At 63.0% G+C, this 16,028-nt stretch carries 14 protein-coding genes; all 14 read left to right on the top strand.

Annotated features, from left to right (window positions below; all coding sequences use genetic code 11):
• The first annotated feature begins 12 nt into the window (after nucleotides 1-12).
• The 14 genes from rfbF (at nucleotide 13) to NTZ43_14550 (ending at nucleotide 15,971) form a co-directional block, all read left to right on the top strand.
• Nucleotides 13-786, top strand: a complete 774-nt coding sequence (gene rfbF, locus NTZ43_14615) for a glucose-1-phosphate cytidylyltransferase (protein ID MCX5768449.1) — start codon at nucleotides 13-15, stop codon at nucleotides 784-786.
• On the top strand, nucleotides 783-1,775 hold the full coding sequence (locus NTZ43_14610) for a GDP-mannose 4,6-dehydratase (GenBank protein ID MCX5768448.1): 993 nt from the start codon (nucleotides 783-785) through the stop codon (nucleotides 1,773-1,775). The genes rfbF and NTZ43_14610 overlap by 4 nt, the downstream gene beginning before the upstream one ends.
• Complete coding sequence (gene rfbH / locus NTZ43_14605; protein MCX5768447.1) at nucleotides 1,768-3,093, top strand: lipopolysaccharide biosynthesis protein RfbH; 1,326 nt, start codon at nucleotides 1,768-1,770, stop codon at nucleotides 3,091-3,093. Before NTZ43_14610 ends, rfbH begins: the two co-directional genes overlap by 8 nt.
• A gap of 22 nt (nucleotides 3,094-3,115) precedes the next feature.
• Nucleotides 3,116-4,609 (top strand): N-acetylneuraminate synthase family protein, encoded by a 1,494-nt coding sequence (locus NTZ43_14600; GenBank protein MCX5768446.1) that lies wholly within the window; start codon nucleotides 3,116-3,118, stop codon nucleotides 4,607-4,609.
• Between the two features lie 11 nt (nucleotides 4,610-4,620).
• Complete coding sequence (locus NTZ43_14595) at nucleotides 4,621-6,441, top strand: thiamine pyrophosphate-binding protein (protein MCX5768445.1); 1,821 nt, start codon at nucleotides 4,621-4,623, stop codon at nucleotides 6,439-6,441.
• Between the two features lie 5 nt (nucleotides 6,442-6,446).
• Nucleotides 6,447-7,517: a glycosyltransferase family 2 protein gene (locus tag NTZ43_14590; GenBank protein MCX5768444.1), complete on the top strand. Its 1,071-nt coding sequence runs from the start codon at nucleotides 6,447-6,449 to the stop codon at nucleotides 7,515-7,517.
• A complete protein-coding gene (locus tag NTZ43_14585) occupies nucleotides 7,514-8,416 on the top strand; it encodes an NAD(P)-dependent oxidoreductase (GenBank protein ID MCX5768443.1) in 903 nt (300 codons plus the stop codon). The genes NTZ43_14590 and NTZ43_14585 overlap by 4 nt, the downstream gene beginning before the upstream one ends.
• Before the next feature lie 76 nt (nucleotides 8,417-8,492).
• Nucleotides 8,493-9,431: a glycosyltransferase family 2 protein gene (locus tag NTZ43_14580; protein MCX5768442.1), complete on the top strand. Its 939-nt coding sequence runs from the start codon at nucleotides 8,493-8,495 to the stop codon at nucleotides 9,429-9,431.
• A 12-nt stretch (nucleotides 9,432-9,443) separates the two neighbouring features.
• A complete protein-coding gene (locus NTZ43_14575) occupies nucleotides 9,444-9,995 on the top strand; it encodes a dTDP-4-dehydrorhamnose 3,5-epimerase family protein (protein MCX5768441.1) in 552 nt (183 codons plus the stop codon).
• Nucleotides 9,992-10,864, top strand: a complete 873-nt coding sequence (locus tag NTZ43_14570) for an NAD-dependent epimerase/dehydratase family protein (protein MCX5768440.1) — start codon at nucleotides 9,992-9,994, stop codon at nucleotides 10,862-10,864. The genes NTZ43_14575 and NTZ43_14570 overlap by 4 nt, the downstream gene beginning before the upstream one ends.
• A complete protein-coding gene (locus tag NTZ43_14565) occupies nucleotides 10,861-12,129 on the top strand; it encodes a hypothetical protein (protein MCX5768439.1) in 1,269 nt (422 codons plus the stop codon). The genes NTZ43_14570 and NTZ43_14565 overlap by 4 nt, the downstream gene beginning before the upstream one ends.
• Nucleotides 12,130-12,194: 65 nt before the next feature.
• The gene (locus NTZ43_14560; GenBank protein ID MCX5768438.1) at nucleotides 12,195-13,238 is read left to right on the top strand and encodes an NAD-dependent epimerase/dehydratase family protein; all 1,044 of its coding nucleotides are present in this window, start codon (nucleotides 12,195-12,197) and stop codon (nucleotides 13,236-13,238) included.
• A complete protein-coding gene (locus tag NTZ43_14555; protein ID MCX5768437.1) occupies nucleotides 13,235-14,500 on the top strand; it encodes an iron-containing alcohol dehydrogenase in 1,266 nt (421 codons plus the stop codon). The genes NTZ43_14560 and NTZ43_14555 overlap by 4 nt, the downstream gene beginning before the upstream one ends.
• Entirely contained in the window at nucleotides 14,493-15,971 is a 1,479-nt protein-coding gene (locus NTZ43_14550; GenBank protein ID MCX5768436.1) for an FkbM family methyltransferase, read from the top strand. The genes NTZ43_14555 and NTZ43_14550 overlap by 8 nt, the downstream gene beginning before the upstream one ends.
• Nucleotides 15,972-16,028: the final 57 nt, after the last annotated feature.

Here is a 16,028-nt window from a genome sequence, read left to right as displayed (position 1 = left end):
GACGGAGGACGGATGAAAGTCGTGATTCTTGCCGGCGGACTCGGCACGCGGCTGCAGGAAGAAACGACCGTACGGCCCAAGCCGATGGTGGAAATCGGCGGCCGTCCAATGTTGTGGCACATCATGAACCTGTACGGGGCGCACGGACTGAAAGAGTTCGTGCTCGCGCTCGGGTATAAGGCCGACTTTATCCGCTCGTATTTTCTCGGGTATCGGGCGGCGATGCACGATTCCACCATCCGGCTCGCCGATGGGCATGTCACGACCCACGGTACGAACGAGAAGGAAGACTGGACGGTGCACCTGATCGACACGGGTCTCAATACGCAGACCGGCGGTCGTGTGCGTCGTTTGAAAGAGTGGATTGGCAACGAAACCTTCTGCCTTACTTACGGTGACGGCGTGGGTGACGTGGACATCACCGCGTTGATTGCGTTCCACAAATCGCACGGCAAGCTCGCAACGGTGACCGCGGTGCGCCCACCGGCGCGCTTTGGTTCCATTGCGCTCGATGGCGATGAAGTGCGTACCTTCGCGGAAAAGACGCAGATGAGCGAAGGGTGGATCAACGGGGGCTTCTTTGTGCTGGAGCCGCAGGTGCTCGACTACATCGAAGCTGACGAGACCCTATGGGAACGGGACCCGCTTGAGCGGCTGGCGTCCGAAGGTCAGTTGCGCGCCTTCCGGCATGAACGATTCTGGCAGTCGATGGATACGCTCCGAGATGTCCATCTGCTCGAATCACTCTGGGCTGCTGGCTCGCCACCGTGGAGAACGTGGAAATGACGACGACTTCGCAGACATCGCATTGGCGCGATCGTCCGGTGTTTGTCACGGGCGCCACCGGCCTGCTCGGCGGATGGTTGGTGCGCCAGTTGATCGAACAGGGCGCGGACGTCACGGTGCTCGTGCGCGACCATGTGCCGCACTCGCTCCTCCTCTCCACGCACCTGTTACAGCGCGTGAAGATGGTGCGTGGCGATGTGCGCAACCAGGCGCTGCTCGAGCGGGCGCTAGGGGAGTACGAGATCGACACCATTTTCCATCTCGCGGCGCAGACGATCGTCGGTGTGGCGAACCGCAATCCGGTGTCGACGCTCGACACAAACATTCGTGGAACGTGGGCACTGCTTGAAGCCGCGCGTCGCAGTCCTGCCGTGAAGGCGATCGTCGTGGCGTCGAGCGATAAAGCCTACGGCGACCACGAAACATTGCCGTATGATGAGACCGCTGCGCTGCAGGGTCGGCACCCGTATGACGCGAGCAAGTCGTGCGCTGATCTTATTGCCACCATGTACGCCAACACCTACCGGGTGCCGGTATGCGTCACGCGGTGCGGCAATTTTTATGGCGGCGGTGATCTCAACTGGAACCGACTCGTCCCGGGTGTCATTCGCGCCGCGCTCAAGGGCGAACGGCCGGTGATCCGTTCGGACGGCACGCTCATTCGCGACTATTTCTACGTGGAAGATGGCGCCGCCGCGTATATGCAACTCGCCGAAGCCTTACACAGTCGGCCGGAGCTCATTGGCGAGGCGTTTAACTTCTCGAACGAACTGCAGGTCGATGTGCTGGCGTTGACGCGTCGCGTATTGGAACGCATGCAGCTGTCGCTCACGCCCGACGTGCGTGGCGAGGCCGTGCACGAGATTCAGCACCAGTGGCTGACAGCGGCCAAAGCGCGCCGGCTGTTGAACTGGGCGCCGGCCTTTACGCTCGACGAAGGACTGGATCGCACGATTGCGTGGTACCGGGAGTTTCTGCAGCGTGACTGAGCGAGCCGACGCGCTCCGCGCACAGATTCTGGGACTGGTCGCCGAATATCACGCCGAAGCGTTCGCCGATCGAGCGTTCGTTCCAGGTGAATCACCGGTGCCCGTGACGGGGCGCGTCTTCGATGCCACGGACGTGCAATCGCTGGTGGACGCCGGGCTGGATTTCTGGCTCACCACCGGCCGATTTGCGGCGGAATTCGAGCGGCGCTTTGCCCAGCGCATGTCGGCGCGTCACGCGATGCTCGTAAACTCGGGCTCCTCGGCGAATCTCGCGGCGGTGAGCGCGCTCACATCGCACTTGCTCGAAGATCGCGCCCTCAAGCCGGGCGACGAGGTGATCACCGTGGCAGCTGGTTTCCCGACCACGGTGAATCCGATTTTTCAAAACGGCCTCGTGCCGGTGTTCGTGGACGTTGAGCTTCCGTCGTACGGCATTGATGTGTCGCAGCTGGAAGCCGCACGCTCGCCTCGCACCAAGGCGATTATCGTCGCACACACGCTCGGGAATCCGTACGACATTGGCGCGGTGAAGGCGTTTGCCCAACAGCACAAGCTTTGGTTGGTTGAAGATTGCTGCGATGCGGTGGGTGCCAAGTTCGACGGCAAGTCGGTCGGTACTTTTGGCGACCTCGCCACGGTGAGCTTTTATCCCGCGCACCACATTACGATGGGGGAAGGCGGCGCCGTGTTGGCGCATGCGCCTAAGCTCAAGCGCATCGTGGAGTCCTTTCGTGACTGGGGCCGCGATTGCTGGTGTGACCCCGGCAAGGCGAATACCTGCGGCAAACGATTCGAGTATCAACTCGGCGACCTGCCGTTCGGCTACGACCACAAGTACACGTATTCGCACATCGGATACAACCTCAAGGCGACCGATATGCAGGCGGCGGTTGGCGTCGCGCAACTCGAGCATCTCGATGGTTTTATTGAGGCGCGACGTCGCAATTACGACTACCTGCGCGAACAGCTCGCCGACCTGTCGCACGTGTTGGAATTTGCGGCGGTGCATCCCAAGGCCGAACCCAGTTGGTTCGGTTTCCCGATGCGTGTGCGTGATGATGCGGGGTTTACACGCAACGCCCTAGTGAAATTCCTCGAAGATCGACTGATTGGCACGCGCTTGCTGTTTGGTGGCAATCTGGTGCGCCAGCCGGCGTATCGGGGATTACCGTATCGCGTGATTGGTGATCTACCGAATTCCGACGCGATCATGCGTGGGACGCTCTGGGTGGGATGCTATCCAGGTCTGACGGCGCCGATGCTCGCGTGGATCGTCGAAAGTATTCACGATTTCGTTAACGGTTCGGCGCGATCCTAGACGCGCCGAGCGGGAGTGTGTGATGGATAAACGACCCCTGTTCATTCTCGAGATGGCGAACAACCACATGGGCGACCTCGCCCATGGGCGCGCGCTCATCGCGGCGATGCAGACGGCGGTGCGGGGATTCGACGAGTTCCAGTTCGCCTTCAAACTGCAGTACCGCGATCTCGACACGTTCATCCATTCCAGCGCCAAGGGCCGAGCGGACATCAAGTATGTGAAGCGTTTTGAAGAAACGCGGCTCAGTCACGCGCAGTATCTCGAGCTCGTGACGGCCATTCACGCGCATGGGTTCATCTCACTGTGCACGCCGTTCGACGAACCGTCGGTGGATCTCATTGAGGCGCACAGCGTTGAGATGGTGAAGATCGCGAGCGCATCGTTCACCGACTGGCCGTTGCTCGAGCGCATTGCGCTCGTCGACAAACCGGTGATCGCATCCACCGCTGGAGCGAGCCTCGACGAAATGGATGCGGTGGTGAGTTTTCTGGTGCACCGCGGCAAGGCACTCACGCTCATGCATTGCGTCGCCGAGTATCCGACGCCGGATGCGGATTTGCGGTTGTCGCAGATTGATGTGCTGCGCGCACGGTATCCTGGCGTGCGCATTGGATTTTCGACGCACGAAGATCCGTCGGATCCTGTGCCGGTGATGATTGCCGTGGCAAAGGGAGCGACGGTGTTTGAAAAACACGTGGCACTCGAAGTCGGCTCGTATAAAGCCAACGCATACTCGGCGACGCCGGAGCAGGTGCGCGTATGGGTGACAGCCGCCCGTCGGGCCTTTGCGATGACTGGTCCCGCGGAGCGCCTGGAGCCGTTTCCTGAAGAAGGCGCGAGCTTACGCTCGCTGCGCCGCGGTGTCTTTACCGTTCGCTCCGTGGCCGCCGGGCAGCCGCTGCGTCGCGATGACGTGGAGTTCGCATTCCCGCCAGTCGAGGGACAGCTCACGGCGAACGAATGGTCCAAGTACGCGCGCTACATCACGCGTACGGCGCTTGGTTCAGGGGAGCCCGTGCTTCAGGCGGCGGTCGATAGTAGCAATGACCGCGCGCTCGTGCTGTCAGCTGTACATGCGGTCAAGGGCCTGCTGAAGCAGGGCAATATTATTGTTCCGGGTCGCGCGCACCTCGAAATCTCGCATCACTACGGGATGGCGCAATTTCCGGAAACCGGTCTGTCGATGATTACCGTCGTGAATCGCGAGTACGCCAAAAAGTTGCTCGTGATGCTGCCGGGACAGACGCATCCAGAGCAGTATCATCACCGCAAGGAAGAAACATTCGTCATTTTGCACGGCTCCATGCGCCTCTGGCTCGACGGCACGGCGCGCGACGTGGCCCCGGGTGATGTGGTGACCGTCTCGCGCGAGGTGCGCCACAAGTTCCATACCGACACGGGCGTGGTGTTCGAGGAAATTTCATCCACCCACTTCGTGGACGATTCGTTCTATACCGATCCGACGATCGCGCAGAACGCGCACCGTAAAACCATTCTTGCGTTCTGGATGTGAGCGAACCGACGATGCGCGCGGCTGATTATGTGATGGCACGGCTCGCCGATGAGGGCGTGAGCCACGTGTTCATGCTGGCGGGGGGCGGTGCGATGCACCTGAACGATGCGCTCGCCTGCCAGCCGAGACTCGAAGCGGTACCCTGTCATCACGAGCAGGCGTGCGGCATCGCGGCGGAAGCCAACGGTCGCGTGCAGGGAGCCGACGCTGCGGGTTTTGGCGTTGTGGTGGTCACCACTGGGCCGGGTGCCACCAATGCGCTGACCCCAGTGGCCGGCGCGTGGATCGAATCGCTCCCGCTCCTGGTGCTCTCTGGGCAAGTGAAGCGCGCAGACCTGTTGGCTGGTCGACCGCTAAGGCAAAGTGGCGTTCAGGAAGTGGATGTCGTTGCGATGGTGAAACCGATTACCAAGTACGCCGTGACCGTGGAGTCGGCCGAACGCATTCGATATCATCTCGAGCGCGCACTGTACGAAATGCGGAATGGGCGCGCGGGCCCCGTGTGGATCGATATCCCGTTGGACGTGCAGGCCGCGCAGGTAGATCCCACGCGGCTTGAGGGGTTCACGCCTCCGAGCGACGTCGCGCCCTCGCTCGACGACACCATGCGATCGCTCTGTGCGCTGCTCGCCAAGGCGCAACGCCCACTGCTGCTCGCCGGCCATGGTGTGCGCATCGGTGGTGCGGCCGCACTCTTTCGGGCCGTGGCGGAACAGCTCGGCATTCCCGTTGTGACGACGTGGAATGCGCTCGACCTCCTGCCTTGGGAACATGACCTGTTGGTAGGACGTCCCGGTGTCGTGGCGCTCCGCGCGCCGAACTTTGCGGTGCAGCGTTGCGACCTCCTCATCACGATTGGTGCGAGACTGGATAATGTCGTGACGGGGTTCGACAATCGCGGCTTTGGGGGTGGCGCTCCGAAGGTCATTGTCGATATCGACGCGAATGAACTTGCGCGGCAAGAGGGAAATGTCGCACTCGCGGTCGTCAGCGACGCGCATGCGTTTCTCTCCGCGTGGAAGTCAGCACCACCGGTGACGCATGCCGACTGGGCCCCGTGGCGTGCGCGTTGTCAGGACTGGAAGCAACGGTACGGCATCGGGGACGGCCAGCCAATGGGCGCCACCGGCGAGATCAGTCATTACCGGTTTGTGGACGCGTTGTCCGACGCACTTCCGCCAGAGACGTTGTGCGTGACGGGAAGTTCTGGGCTCGCGGTGGAAGTGTTTTACACCGTCTTCCGCAATAAGCCGGGTCAGCGCGTGTTTCTTACGTCGGGGCTGGGCTCCATGGGCTATGGCCTTCCCGCCGCCATCGGCGCGTGTCTCGGCACTCGCCGGCAGCGCACCGTATGCGTCGAAGGGGATGGCAGCTTGATGTTGAATCTCCAGGAGCTATCAACGCTCAAGGCGCTCCAGCTACCGATCGTTCTCATTGTGATGAACAATGGCGGCTACGCCTCCATCCGGAACACGCAGCGGAACTACTTCGAAAGTCGCTTCATCGGTACCGGGGCCGAGTCAGGGTTGGTCATGCCGGATTTGCTCAAGGTCTGCGACGCGATCGGCATTCCCGCCATGCGCATCACGCGCGCCGAGGATTTGGCGGAGGGTCTCGCCGGAGCCTTGGCGCAACGCGGTCCGTACCTGTGTGACGTGGTGCTGACGTCCAGTGAAACACTCGCGCCAAAAGTGGCCGCCATTCCGCGCGCGGATGGATCGATGGTATCGATGCCGCTCGAAGACATGTCGCCGTTGTTACCGATAGATGTGCTACAGCGCGAGCTGGGGCACGTGAGCTCCCGTTCGGTGGATGCGCGGGGCGCATCGTAGACCTCATGCATTCCTTGCGCGAGGCCCCCACGCTGTCGATTTGTATCCCCACGTACAACCGTTCGGCGCTTTTAGCCGAGACGTTGGCGAGTATCGAATCGCAATGGTGTGAAGGCCTCGAAGTCACGGTAGCCGACAATGGCTCGGAGGACGACACCGAGCAGCTGATCGAGCAGTTCCGCGGCCGTGTGGGTGCCGTGCGGTACTTTCGCTGGGATTCGAACCACGGTCCCGATCGAAATTTTCTAAAGGCCGTCGAAATCGCAACGGGACGGTGGTGCTGGATCCTCGGTAGTGACGATCCGTTGATGCCTGGAGCCGTCGCCGAAGTGCTGCGCCGCCTAAAGGCCGAGAAGCCGAATCTATTGTTGTTCAATCGGATGCTTTGTGAGCGCGACCTCACCCTGATCGGAGAGGATCATTTTTTTGAGCCACGCGGTGGCGATGCGTTGCGCTTCGATTTCTCTGAGGACGGCGAATTTGCGAGATACCTGCGCGCAGGGCGTTCGCTCGCCGTGGCGTTCAGCTATCTCTCGTCCATCGTCTTCGAGCGACAGATCTGGGACGCGACGCCGGGTGATGATCCATGGATTGGTTCATCGTACGTTCACGTGTACAAGTTGTTGTCGGCCTGTCGACGCGGTGCCACGCTCACATACATCGATCAGGCGTTAGTCAAATGTCGGCTCGGCAACGATTCGTTTCGGGCGCAGGGACTGGCGGCGCGGGTGTTGATCGACCTTCGGGGGTTTGCCAAGTTGTCAGCCGTCGTGTTTGACGACTCGGATCGTGCCAGCCAACACGCCTTACGTGGGTTGCTGCGCCTTGAGTATCCGTGGAGCCGAGTGATGCGGTATCAGGGGGTGTTAGGGCGCGATGCAGCATGGCCGGAAATTCTTTCGTTGCTCGACTCGAATATCGGATATCCGATTGGTGCTCTTGCCTTGGCACGCGTGTTTGGTCGGAGTCGTCGGATCGTGGACTGGTCGTTTCGGCGGCGCGATGCTCGGCTTCGAACGGCTGCGGTTCGTCGCACGCCGGTGACGGCCCATCCACCTCTCTCGGAGGCTGAGTGAACGGCTCCACGGTGGTGGTCACCGGCGCGACCGGATTTGTCGGTGGGGCAGTGGCCAGACGACTGAGCCGCGACGGCGCGCGTGTCGTGGCGACGGTGCGCGCCACGTCACGCGCTGATCGTGTTGCGGGGCTGGCGGCCGACGGTATTGAGTGCGCACAAATAGACGACACGTACGCCTCGCTGGCGGCGCTGATGCGCCGAGTCTCGCCCGATACCGTCTTCCACCTCGCCGCGCGTGTGATTCCTGCACATATGCCAGAAGACACGGCGTCACTGGTGGACGCCAACGTGCGTTTCGGGGCGATGTTGCTCGAAGCGATGAGTACGTCGTCATGCCGCCGGATTGTTGTGGCCGGAACGATGTGGCAGCATTTCGAAGATCGTGAATATTCTCCGATGTCGCTCTATGCCGCCACAAAGCAGGCCTTTGAAGCCGTTCTGCAGTACTACGTAGAGATGGCTCGAATGCGCGCCGTGGTACTCGATCTCGCGGATGTGTATGGTCCTGGCGACGACCGGAAGAAACTCGTCGTGCAGTTGGACGAAGCGGTGCGCACCGGAACGCCAGTCGCGCTGACGGCGGGTGATCAGTTCATGCACTTCGTACACGTAGATGATGCCGCCGCCGCGTTTCGTCATGCCGCGGCGCGACTCGATGTTTCGGCAGCGTCCTTTGAGCGCTGGGCGGTACGAGGGAAAGAGGTGCTTTCGCTCCGCGAGTTCGTGCACATCTACGAACGCTTGCGAGGGACTCCTGCACCGGTGGTGTGGGGTGCGCGGCCGTACCGGGAACGGGAGCGCTTCATTCCCTGGCGATCGGGGACCGACCTTCCGCAATGGGAACCACAGATCGCGTTCGAAGATGGATTGCGCGCGTTACTGGCCGAATCCAGATGAATGTCACCCGTGGGCCATCGGCGATTGGCTTCGAACGATGCGTCATTTCCTTGCAGGTGGTGTCTCGGAGATACACATGACCCAGCCTTTAATTTCGATTGTCACCGCGTGCTACAACGAGGAGCAGAACGTGCGGCCGTTGCACGAGGCCGTGAAAGCGGTGATGGCGAAGCATCCGCAGTACAGATTCGAACACATCTTTGCGGATAACTGTTCGCAAGATGGAACGCGCGCCGCACTGCGCGCGCTCTGTGCCGAGGAACCGAACGCGCGTGCCATCTTCAATGCGCGCAACTTCGGTGTGATTCGGTCTGGCACGAATGCTTTACATGCGGCGCGTGGTGATGCCGTGATCGGCATGGCGGCTGATTTTCAGGAACCGCCGGAAATGATTCACGAGTTCCTGCGCCACTGGGAGGCCGGTGCGAAGGTCGTCCTGGCGCAGAAGACGTCATCGTCGGAAAGCGGGCTGTTCTTCCGGCTTCGAGGTCTGTACTACCGCCTCCTAGATCGCATCGCCGATGTGCGCATTGAACAACAGGTAACGGGGTTCGGTCTGTTCGATCGGAAGGTGATGGATGCCCTCAAACGCATGAACGACCCGCTGCCCTTTATGCGTGGCCTGATCGCGGAAATCGGTTATGCCCCGGTGCTCGTGCCATTCCATCAACCGCCGCGCGCGCACGGTGTATCCACTCAGAACTTTTATTCGCTGTACGAAACCGCGATGCTCGGCATCATCGGCCATTCACGCGTACCGCTGCAACTCGCGACGATGCTCGGATTCGCGATGTCCGCCCTTTCCCTGCTCGTCGCCCTCGGCTACTTGATTGCCAAGTTGCTGTTCTGGAATGCGATGCCGCTCGGCGTGGCCCCGATCCTCATCGGTTTCTTCTGTTTAACATCGGTTCAACTGTTCTTCATTGGCATCGTGGGTGAATATGTGGGAACGATCTGGACGCATGTCCGACACGTACCGTACGTGTTCGAAACCGAACGCATCAACTTCGACTGAGCAGGTGGGCCGATGGACATCCGCGATGAACTGCTGCCCGGTTGCTACGCCGTCGAGACGTATCGGTACGCCGACGATCGCGGGCTCTTCAGCAAGGCGTTTTCGAGGGATGGGAACCGTCTGTTTGAGCGCTTTTCGTGCGCTGAGTTCTTTTACTCCACCTCTGGCCTTCATGTCGTACGCGGGATGCATCTGCAGTTAGGGAATGCGATGATGGAGAAATTCATCTTCTGCATGGGCGGCTCTGTTCTCGACGTGCTGGTGGATTTACGCGAAGGAGCAGGTTTCGGACGCGTCGCGTCGTTGTCGCTCGCTGCGGAATCGGGGGTCGGCATCTTCATCCCGCGCGGCATCGCCCACGGCTTTCTCAGTCAATCAGAGCATTCGATGATTGGCTATCTCACCTCGCAAGTTCACGTGCCTGCGCTTGATGCCGGCGTGCATTGGCGCAGTATTGCGTTTGACTGGCCGGTGCAGGCGCCCGTAGTCTCCAGCCGGGATGAAGCGCTGCCGCCCATCTCGACGTTCCGCCCCATCCCGCCGGCAGACACGCGCACCGCATGAAACTCTTCGTCACAGGCGGCTCGGGCTTTGTGGGGAGCCATTTTGTGGCAGCGGCGATGTTGCGCGGCCACGAGGTAACGGCACTCCGGCGCGCGACGAGCGCCCCGCGTATCGTGCTCACGCACGAACCTCGGTGGGTGACAGGCGATCTTGCCACCGTACCTGGGGACGCCATGGCGGGGCACGATGTGTTGGTGCACCTCGCCGCGCACAGTCCGAACACGCCGTACGACTCTTTGGAGCGCTGCATTCAGGGCAACGTCACGGACAGCCTTCGCTGCTTGCGCGCGGCGAATGAGCACGGGGTGCGCCGTTTTCTCGTGGCGGGTTCGTGTTTCGAGTACGGCTATTCCGCGAATGATTTCGATTGCATTCCCTCCAACGCACCGCTACGGCCTGCGGGATCGTATCCGACGTCCAAGGCCATGGCGAGTCTTGCGGTTCGTGAGTTCATTCGCGAAACCGGAAGCGTGGGGATGATCGCACGGTTGTTTCAAGTCTACGGAGAAGGTGAGGCGGAGTCGCGCCTGTGGCCGGCCCTTCGCGCCGCGGCGGCAGCTGGGCGAGATTTCCCGATGTCGCCCGGCGAGCAACTCCGCGATTTCGTTCGTGTTGATCAGGTGGCCGAGATGCTGGTCATGCTGGCGGAGCGCATCCAGGAGCGGAAGGACGGCGGCATCGAGGAAGTTAATATTGCGTCCGGCGTCACGCGTTCGGTCGCCGATTTCGCTCGCGAGTGCTGGCGCGAATGGCACGCCACTGGTCGTTTGCTCATCGGCGCACTGCCATACAAGGACAACGAGATGATGCGTGTCGTGCCGGAACTCACGCCGGACGCATTCGCTCGCCCCCGCACAGCCGGCGCATGAAACGACTCGCAGGCCAACTCTTCGCCGACCCTGCCGTTCGCTGGCTCGCGCTCGCCCGCCTGCTTGCCCTCGCCGGCGCTCCGCTCACGCTCTGGCTTACCCTCACACGACTCTCCCCAGCGGCGCGCGGATTCTATCTCGTGGCCGTGAACCTCGTGGCCGTGGGTCCCATGTTCGAAACCGGACTCGGCACACTCGTGGTGCAGCTCGCCGCACACGCCGGCGCCGACATCGGTATGGTGCGTTCCATGGCGAACCGCTGGTTTGCGCACGCGGCCCTCTGGTTCGCAGCGCTTGCCGTACTGGGCGGCGTGCTCCTCCTCGGCGGACGCGCGCAACAGGAACATGTGGAGTTCTTGCTCCCATGGCTCGTGTTGGTCGGGAGCACCACGCTGTATATCTGGCTGTCGCCGCGCATCTGCACGTTGGAAGGCATCGGTTACACCGTGCACGTGCAACGCATGCGCGCCGTACAGGCACTCGCGCTGTTGTGTGCGCTGGCGCTCGGCCTCTCAACCGGACGACCGCTCTTGGCCGCGGCTACCGGATCACTCGCCCAGCTTTTGGTGGTTGGCACATTCGTTTTTCTTCAACGCGGCTACCTCGCCGGCGAACGGTCACCGTCCGAAGAGCGAGCTAGCCGTTACCGCCAAGAGCAGGGGCGATCCGCGCGCGTATGGATCGCGCTGACTCTCGCACCACAGGCACTCACGCCCGCAGTCCTCGCCGCCCGTGGCGCGGTTGAAGGGAGCGACCTCGGCCTGCATATGGCCCTCGCCCTCGCGCCGCCGGTGCTGGGCGTCGTCTGGTTGCACGGTCGATATGCCAGCTTTGGCGCACGTGTGGCGGCCGGCGACGTGAGCGGTTTCGATCGCGCAGCACGCGAGGCATTTCTACAAGCAACGCTCGTCTTTATCGCCGGCGCCGTCGCCGTACTCGCGTTAGCGAGCGCGATCCCGATGGTGCTGCCCGATGCAAAGGTTCCTGTATTTTCGCTCTGGTCACTGAGCGCGCTGCTCACGGGCAGCTTTGCGCTAGTCGCACTGCAAGCGATGCTCGCCTGGGCGCGGGCCTTTGCCACCGAGTCGTTTGGCACGCCAGCTGTTATCGCGTGTGCGGTGATGGCCGCTGGCGGGATTGCGGGAGGAGTAGCCGCGGGGCGAGCGGGCGCTGCGGTGGGATACGCCGCCGCCGGACTCGCGAGCACCCTCGCGGTAGCCGTCCGCTTTGCCGCGCTACGGCGCGCGCGACTGGCCGGCGCCTGACCGGTGCCCTGTGCCCCTCGCGCGGGAACGCTAGCTTTCGGCATGATTCCCCCCAGGACATACCCGTGACCCGGTTGCCCGCCGCCGACCTAGATGCCGTGGTGCAGCGCGCGGCTCCCGCGTGGGACGACCTACGCGAGGCACGCGTCTTTATCACCGGCGCCAGCGGCTTTGTGGGGAGTTGGCTCCTCGAATCGCTCCTCGCGGCAAATCGCGCGAAGCAACTCGGTGTGCACGTCACCGCGCTCGTGCGCGATCGCGATACCTTTGCCGCGCGCTTTCCGCACCTGATGACCGATGCGGCGCTCCGCATTCATGTGGGCGACGTGCGCATGGCCGATCCACCGACTCGCGAGTTTACGCATATCGTGCATTCGGCGTCGGCGGCGCCGCCGCGCATGAACGCCGAACAGCCCGACGAAGTGGTGGACTTGATTGAGAACGGCACCGAACGCATGTGCGAAGAAGCGGAGTCCACGAAGGGCACGCGTCTGTTGCAGTTGAGCAGCGGATCCATCTATGGCACGCCACCGGTGCCACCCACGGGTATCACCGAAGCATTCCCGGGACGCGCGCGCGCGGTGGAAGGGCCTGAGCGGTTCGGCACCGCCAAGTGGCGCGCCGAACAACGTGTACAAGTCGCCTGCGCGCGCGGCGTACACGGTGTGTGTGCGCGCGTCTTCGCGCTCTTCGGTCCGCGGTTACCACTCGACGGCCAGTTTGCCCTCGGCAACTTCATGGGCGACGCGCTCGCGGGTCGGCCCATCACGTTGCTCAGCGATGGCACCGCCGTGCGCTCGTGGCTCTACGCCGCCGACCTCGCCGCCTGGTGCTGGGTGTTGCTCACGCACGGAAAGAGCGGCGCCGCGTACAACGTAGGATCCGAAGAGTCGTACGATTTGCGCACCGCTGCGTCGCGCGTGGCTGCACTCGCGACGCCACCAGTCTCCCTCGAATTCGCAGGATCCGCACCGGCCACGAGTCACGGCCACGCCTCACACTACGTGCCGTCGATTGCGTTGGCGCGCGCTGAGCTGGGACTCGATGCATGGACATCGTTCGACGACGGACTCCGTCGAATGTGGCGCTGGCACCGCGAGGACGCATGAGCACATTGCACGCAAACGACGCACAGATTGCCGCGCAGTCCGATCAAGAGCTGTTCTTTGGACAGCGTGCCCGCGGCGGATTTTCCGCGCCTACGCGACTCATCTGGGGCGACAACTGCGCCGGCCCATGGCTCACGCTCATGGCCGAGCGCACCAGCTCCCGCTGCCTCGTCGTGTGTGACCCGGCCCTCGAACACAAAGCACCGGTCGTCGCTTTGCGCACCGCACTCGGCGCACGCGCTATTTGGCTCACCAATCGCGAAATGCCTGAAACGGCGTGGGTGAGTGAACACACCGCGCAGTTGGACTGGTCTTCTATTGGCTGGGTCGTTGCCTTTGGCGGCGGGAGTGCGCTCGACAGCGCAAAGGCATTGCTCGGCGAGTGGCTGTTTGACGGCGGCTATGACGGCGTAGGAATGGGCACGCGGAGAGGGCAGCCCACGCGCGCCGGCATCACCAAGCCCCTGTTCATCGCGGTACCGTCCACCGCCGGGAGCGGCGCCGAAACGAGCCGCTATGTGGTGTGTTACGACAAGTCGGGCGCTCGCTGGAAAAAATCGCACGGAAAAAGCTGGTCGCTCGTGGCCGATGTGGCACTTCTCGACCCGCAGATGCTCGCGGGCGCGCCACCGCGCGTCTTTGCGGAACCCGCGTTCGACGCCTTTGTGCACTGCTGCGAATCGTATGTGTGCCAAGGCGAAGCCACGGACATTACGCGCGCCGTATGCCTCGAAAGCATTCGCACGCTGTCCCGTGTGGTGCGCATGTTGTTGACCGGCAACCAACTGTCGATGGACGACATCGCCCACTTACAGGTGGCGGCGTGCATGGCAGGCGTTGCGATTTCCAATGCGCGCACCGGACACGTACACGAAGCCGGCGGCGCTGCACTGGAGTGGTGCGACGGACTCACGCACGCGCAAACCCTCTGGATCTTTGCGCGCCGTGGGTTTGCGCAGACCGCACGTTCTGAACAGGGCGCGCGCCTTCAACAAGAACTTGCGCAGGCGTTTGGTGTCACGTCGATGTCGGACGCGCTCGCCGTGTGGGAACAGTTGCTCGATCGCGCGGGCAGTCTCGCACTCATTTCAAAGAGTGTGGCCGCTCTGGCGGCATCACCACACATCGCCGAGGCGCGCGCATCTGTCGTGCGACGCGTGGCCGACGACGCGGTGTGGTGCAGCAAGGAATCGCCGAGCCCCATTACCGAAGCCGATGCAGAGGCGATGGCGCGCTGTCTCGACGGCACACACGGTGACTGACGCGCGGTTCGAAGTTATCATCGTTGTCTCACTCGAGTCGTCGGCGGCTCGGGTGATGGCGATGTCCGATCGCCTGCGTGGTTGGCAGTGCAGTGGCGCTCACGTGGCGGTCTATGCGGCCGCTGCCGCCATCCCAGCGCTCAGTGCACTTCGCGACTTCGCCGACGTGCAACCGCTCGAAGAATGGCGGTACGCGGCTACAAGCCATTCCGTGCGGCTTCTGCTCAGCGACCGGCTCGCCGCCGACGCGAAGGTGCCAGCGTTGCGGTGGAGCTTGATTCCCCTGGGTCAGCCGAGCAACGAATGGGCTCCCGCGTGGCGCGCGGGACTCCCCGATGCCGACAACCCACAGCATCGCGCCTTGCTGTCGGAGTTCTGGCGATTCTTCAACGCAGCGGAATGGCAGTCGGATGGCGTCGCCGCACGGCTGCGCGACGACGCACGCCGCGCCGGTGGCATCGGTATCTACGGTCGCGGGATGGTTGGGCGGATCACGCGTGCGCGTGCCGCCGCCGCCGGAATCCGTACACTCTTTTGGGTGGACTCCAATCCCGCCGCGCGCGGTACCAACGACGATGGACTCCCCGTACACACGCCAGACGACGCGCCGGACGGCCCCGTCGTGCTCGCCGCCGGCGCCGCCGACCGAATGTTCGCGGCCTGGAGCGCCGCTAGGCGAAGCAGCGCGTATGGTCTCTCCACCCTGCATCTCGCCGCGCGCGTAGAGGCAGAGCCAGAGCAGGCGTGGCAAGACGATGCGATGGCGCGTCCAGGGCAGTATCTCGCGCTGATGGGCGCACTCGACGGAGACGCATCGCTCCGCGTACTCGAAGGCGTGCTCCATTTTCGGCGGACACTTAACGATCGCGAACTGTGGGCGGTCAAGTCCTCGCACGAGCAATGGTTCGATCCCGATTACTTTGATGCCGCGCTTATTCGATCGCTCGTGGACTGCGGCGGCTTTGACGGCGACACCGCGCGCGCCTTCCTGCGCCACGTCCCCGACGGGGAGGTGGTGGTCATTGAGCCGGATGAGGCGCTCGCTGCCAAGGCCGCCGCGAGTTTGTCTGGCGCGCGTGCGACTGTCATACGAGCGGCCGCAGGCGCGGCGCCGGGCTCCACCTGGTTTGCGAAGGCCGATGGCATGTCCGGTGCACTTGGCTCGGCCGACGATGGCGTATCGGTCGAGGTGCCCGTCGTGCGCGTGGACGATTGCCTCGCCGGCGCCGCGCAGATGATCAAAATAGACGTCGAAGGCCAAGAAGCCGCTGCGCTCGCGGGCTCGCGCGAGACGCTCCGGCACACGCCGTTCGTCGCGATTGCCGCCTATCATCGCGCCGCCGACCTCACCGATCTCCCGGCATGGTTACAGGCCCACGGCGCCGGCGCCATCGGTCTCCGGCACTACACAGGCCTCGCCTACGAGACCGTCGCCTACACCACGCGCGCGACGCCGCTCGGCGAACAGTAGACGGCCGTAGGCACGGCCTCATCGGCGGTGCCACATTCGCCGCGCATTAAATCGTGT

It is taken from the genome of Gemmatimonadota bacterium, from assembly GCA_026387915.1.
Lineage (GTDB): Bacteria > Gemmatimonadota > Gemmatimonadetes > Gemmatimonadales > Gemmatimonadaceae > Fen-1231.
This window is presented reverse-complemented; position numbering and strand designations above follow the sequence as displayed.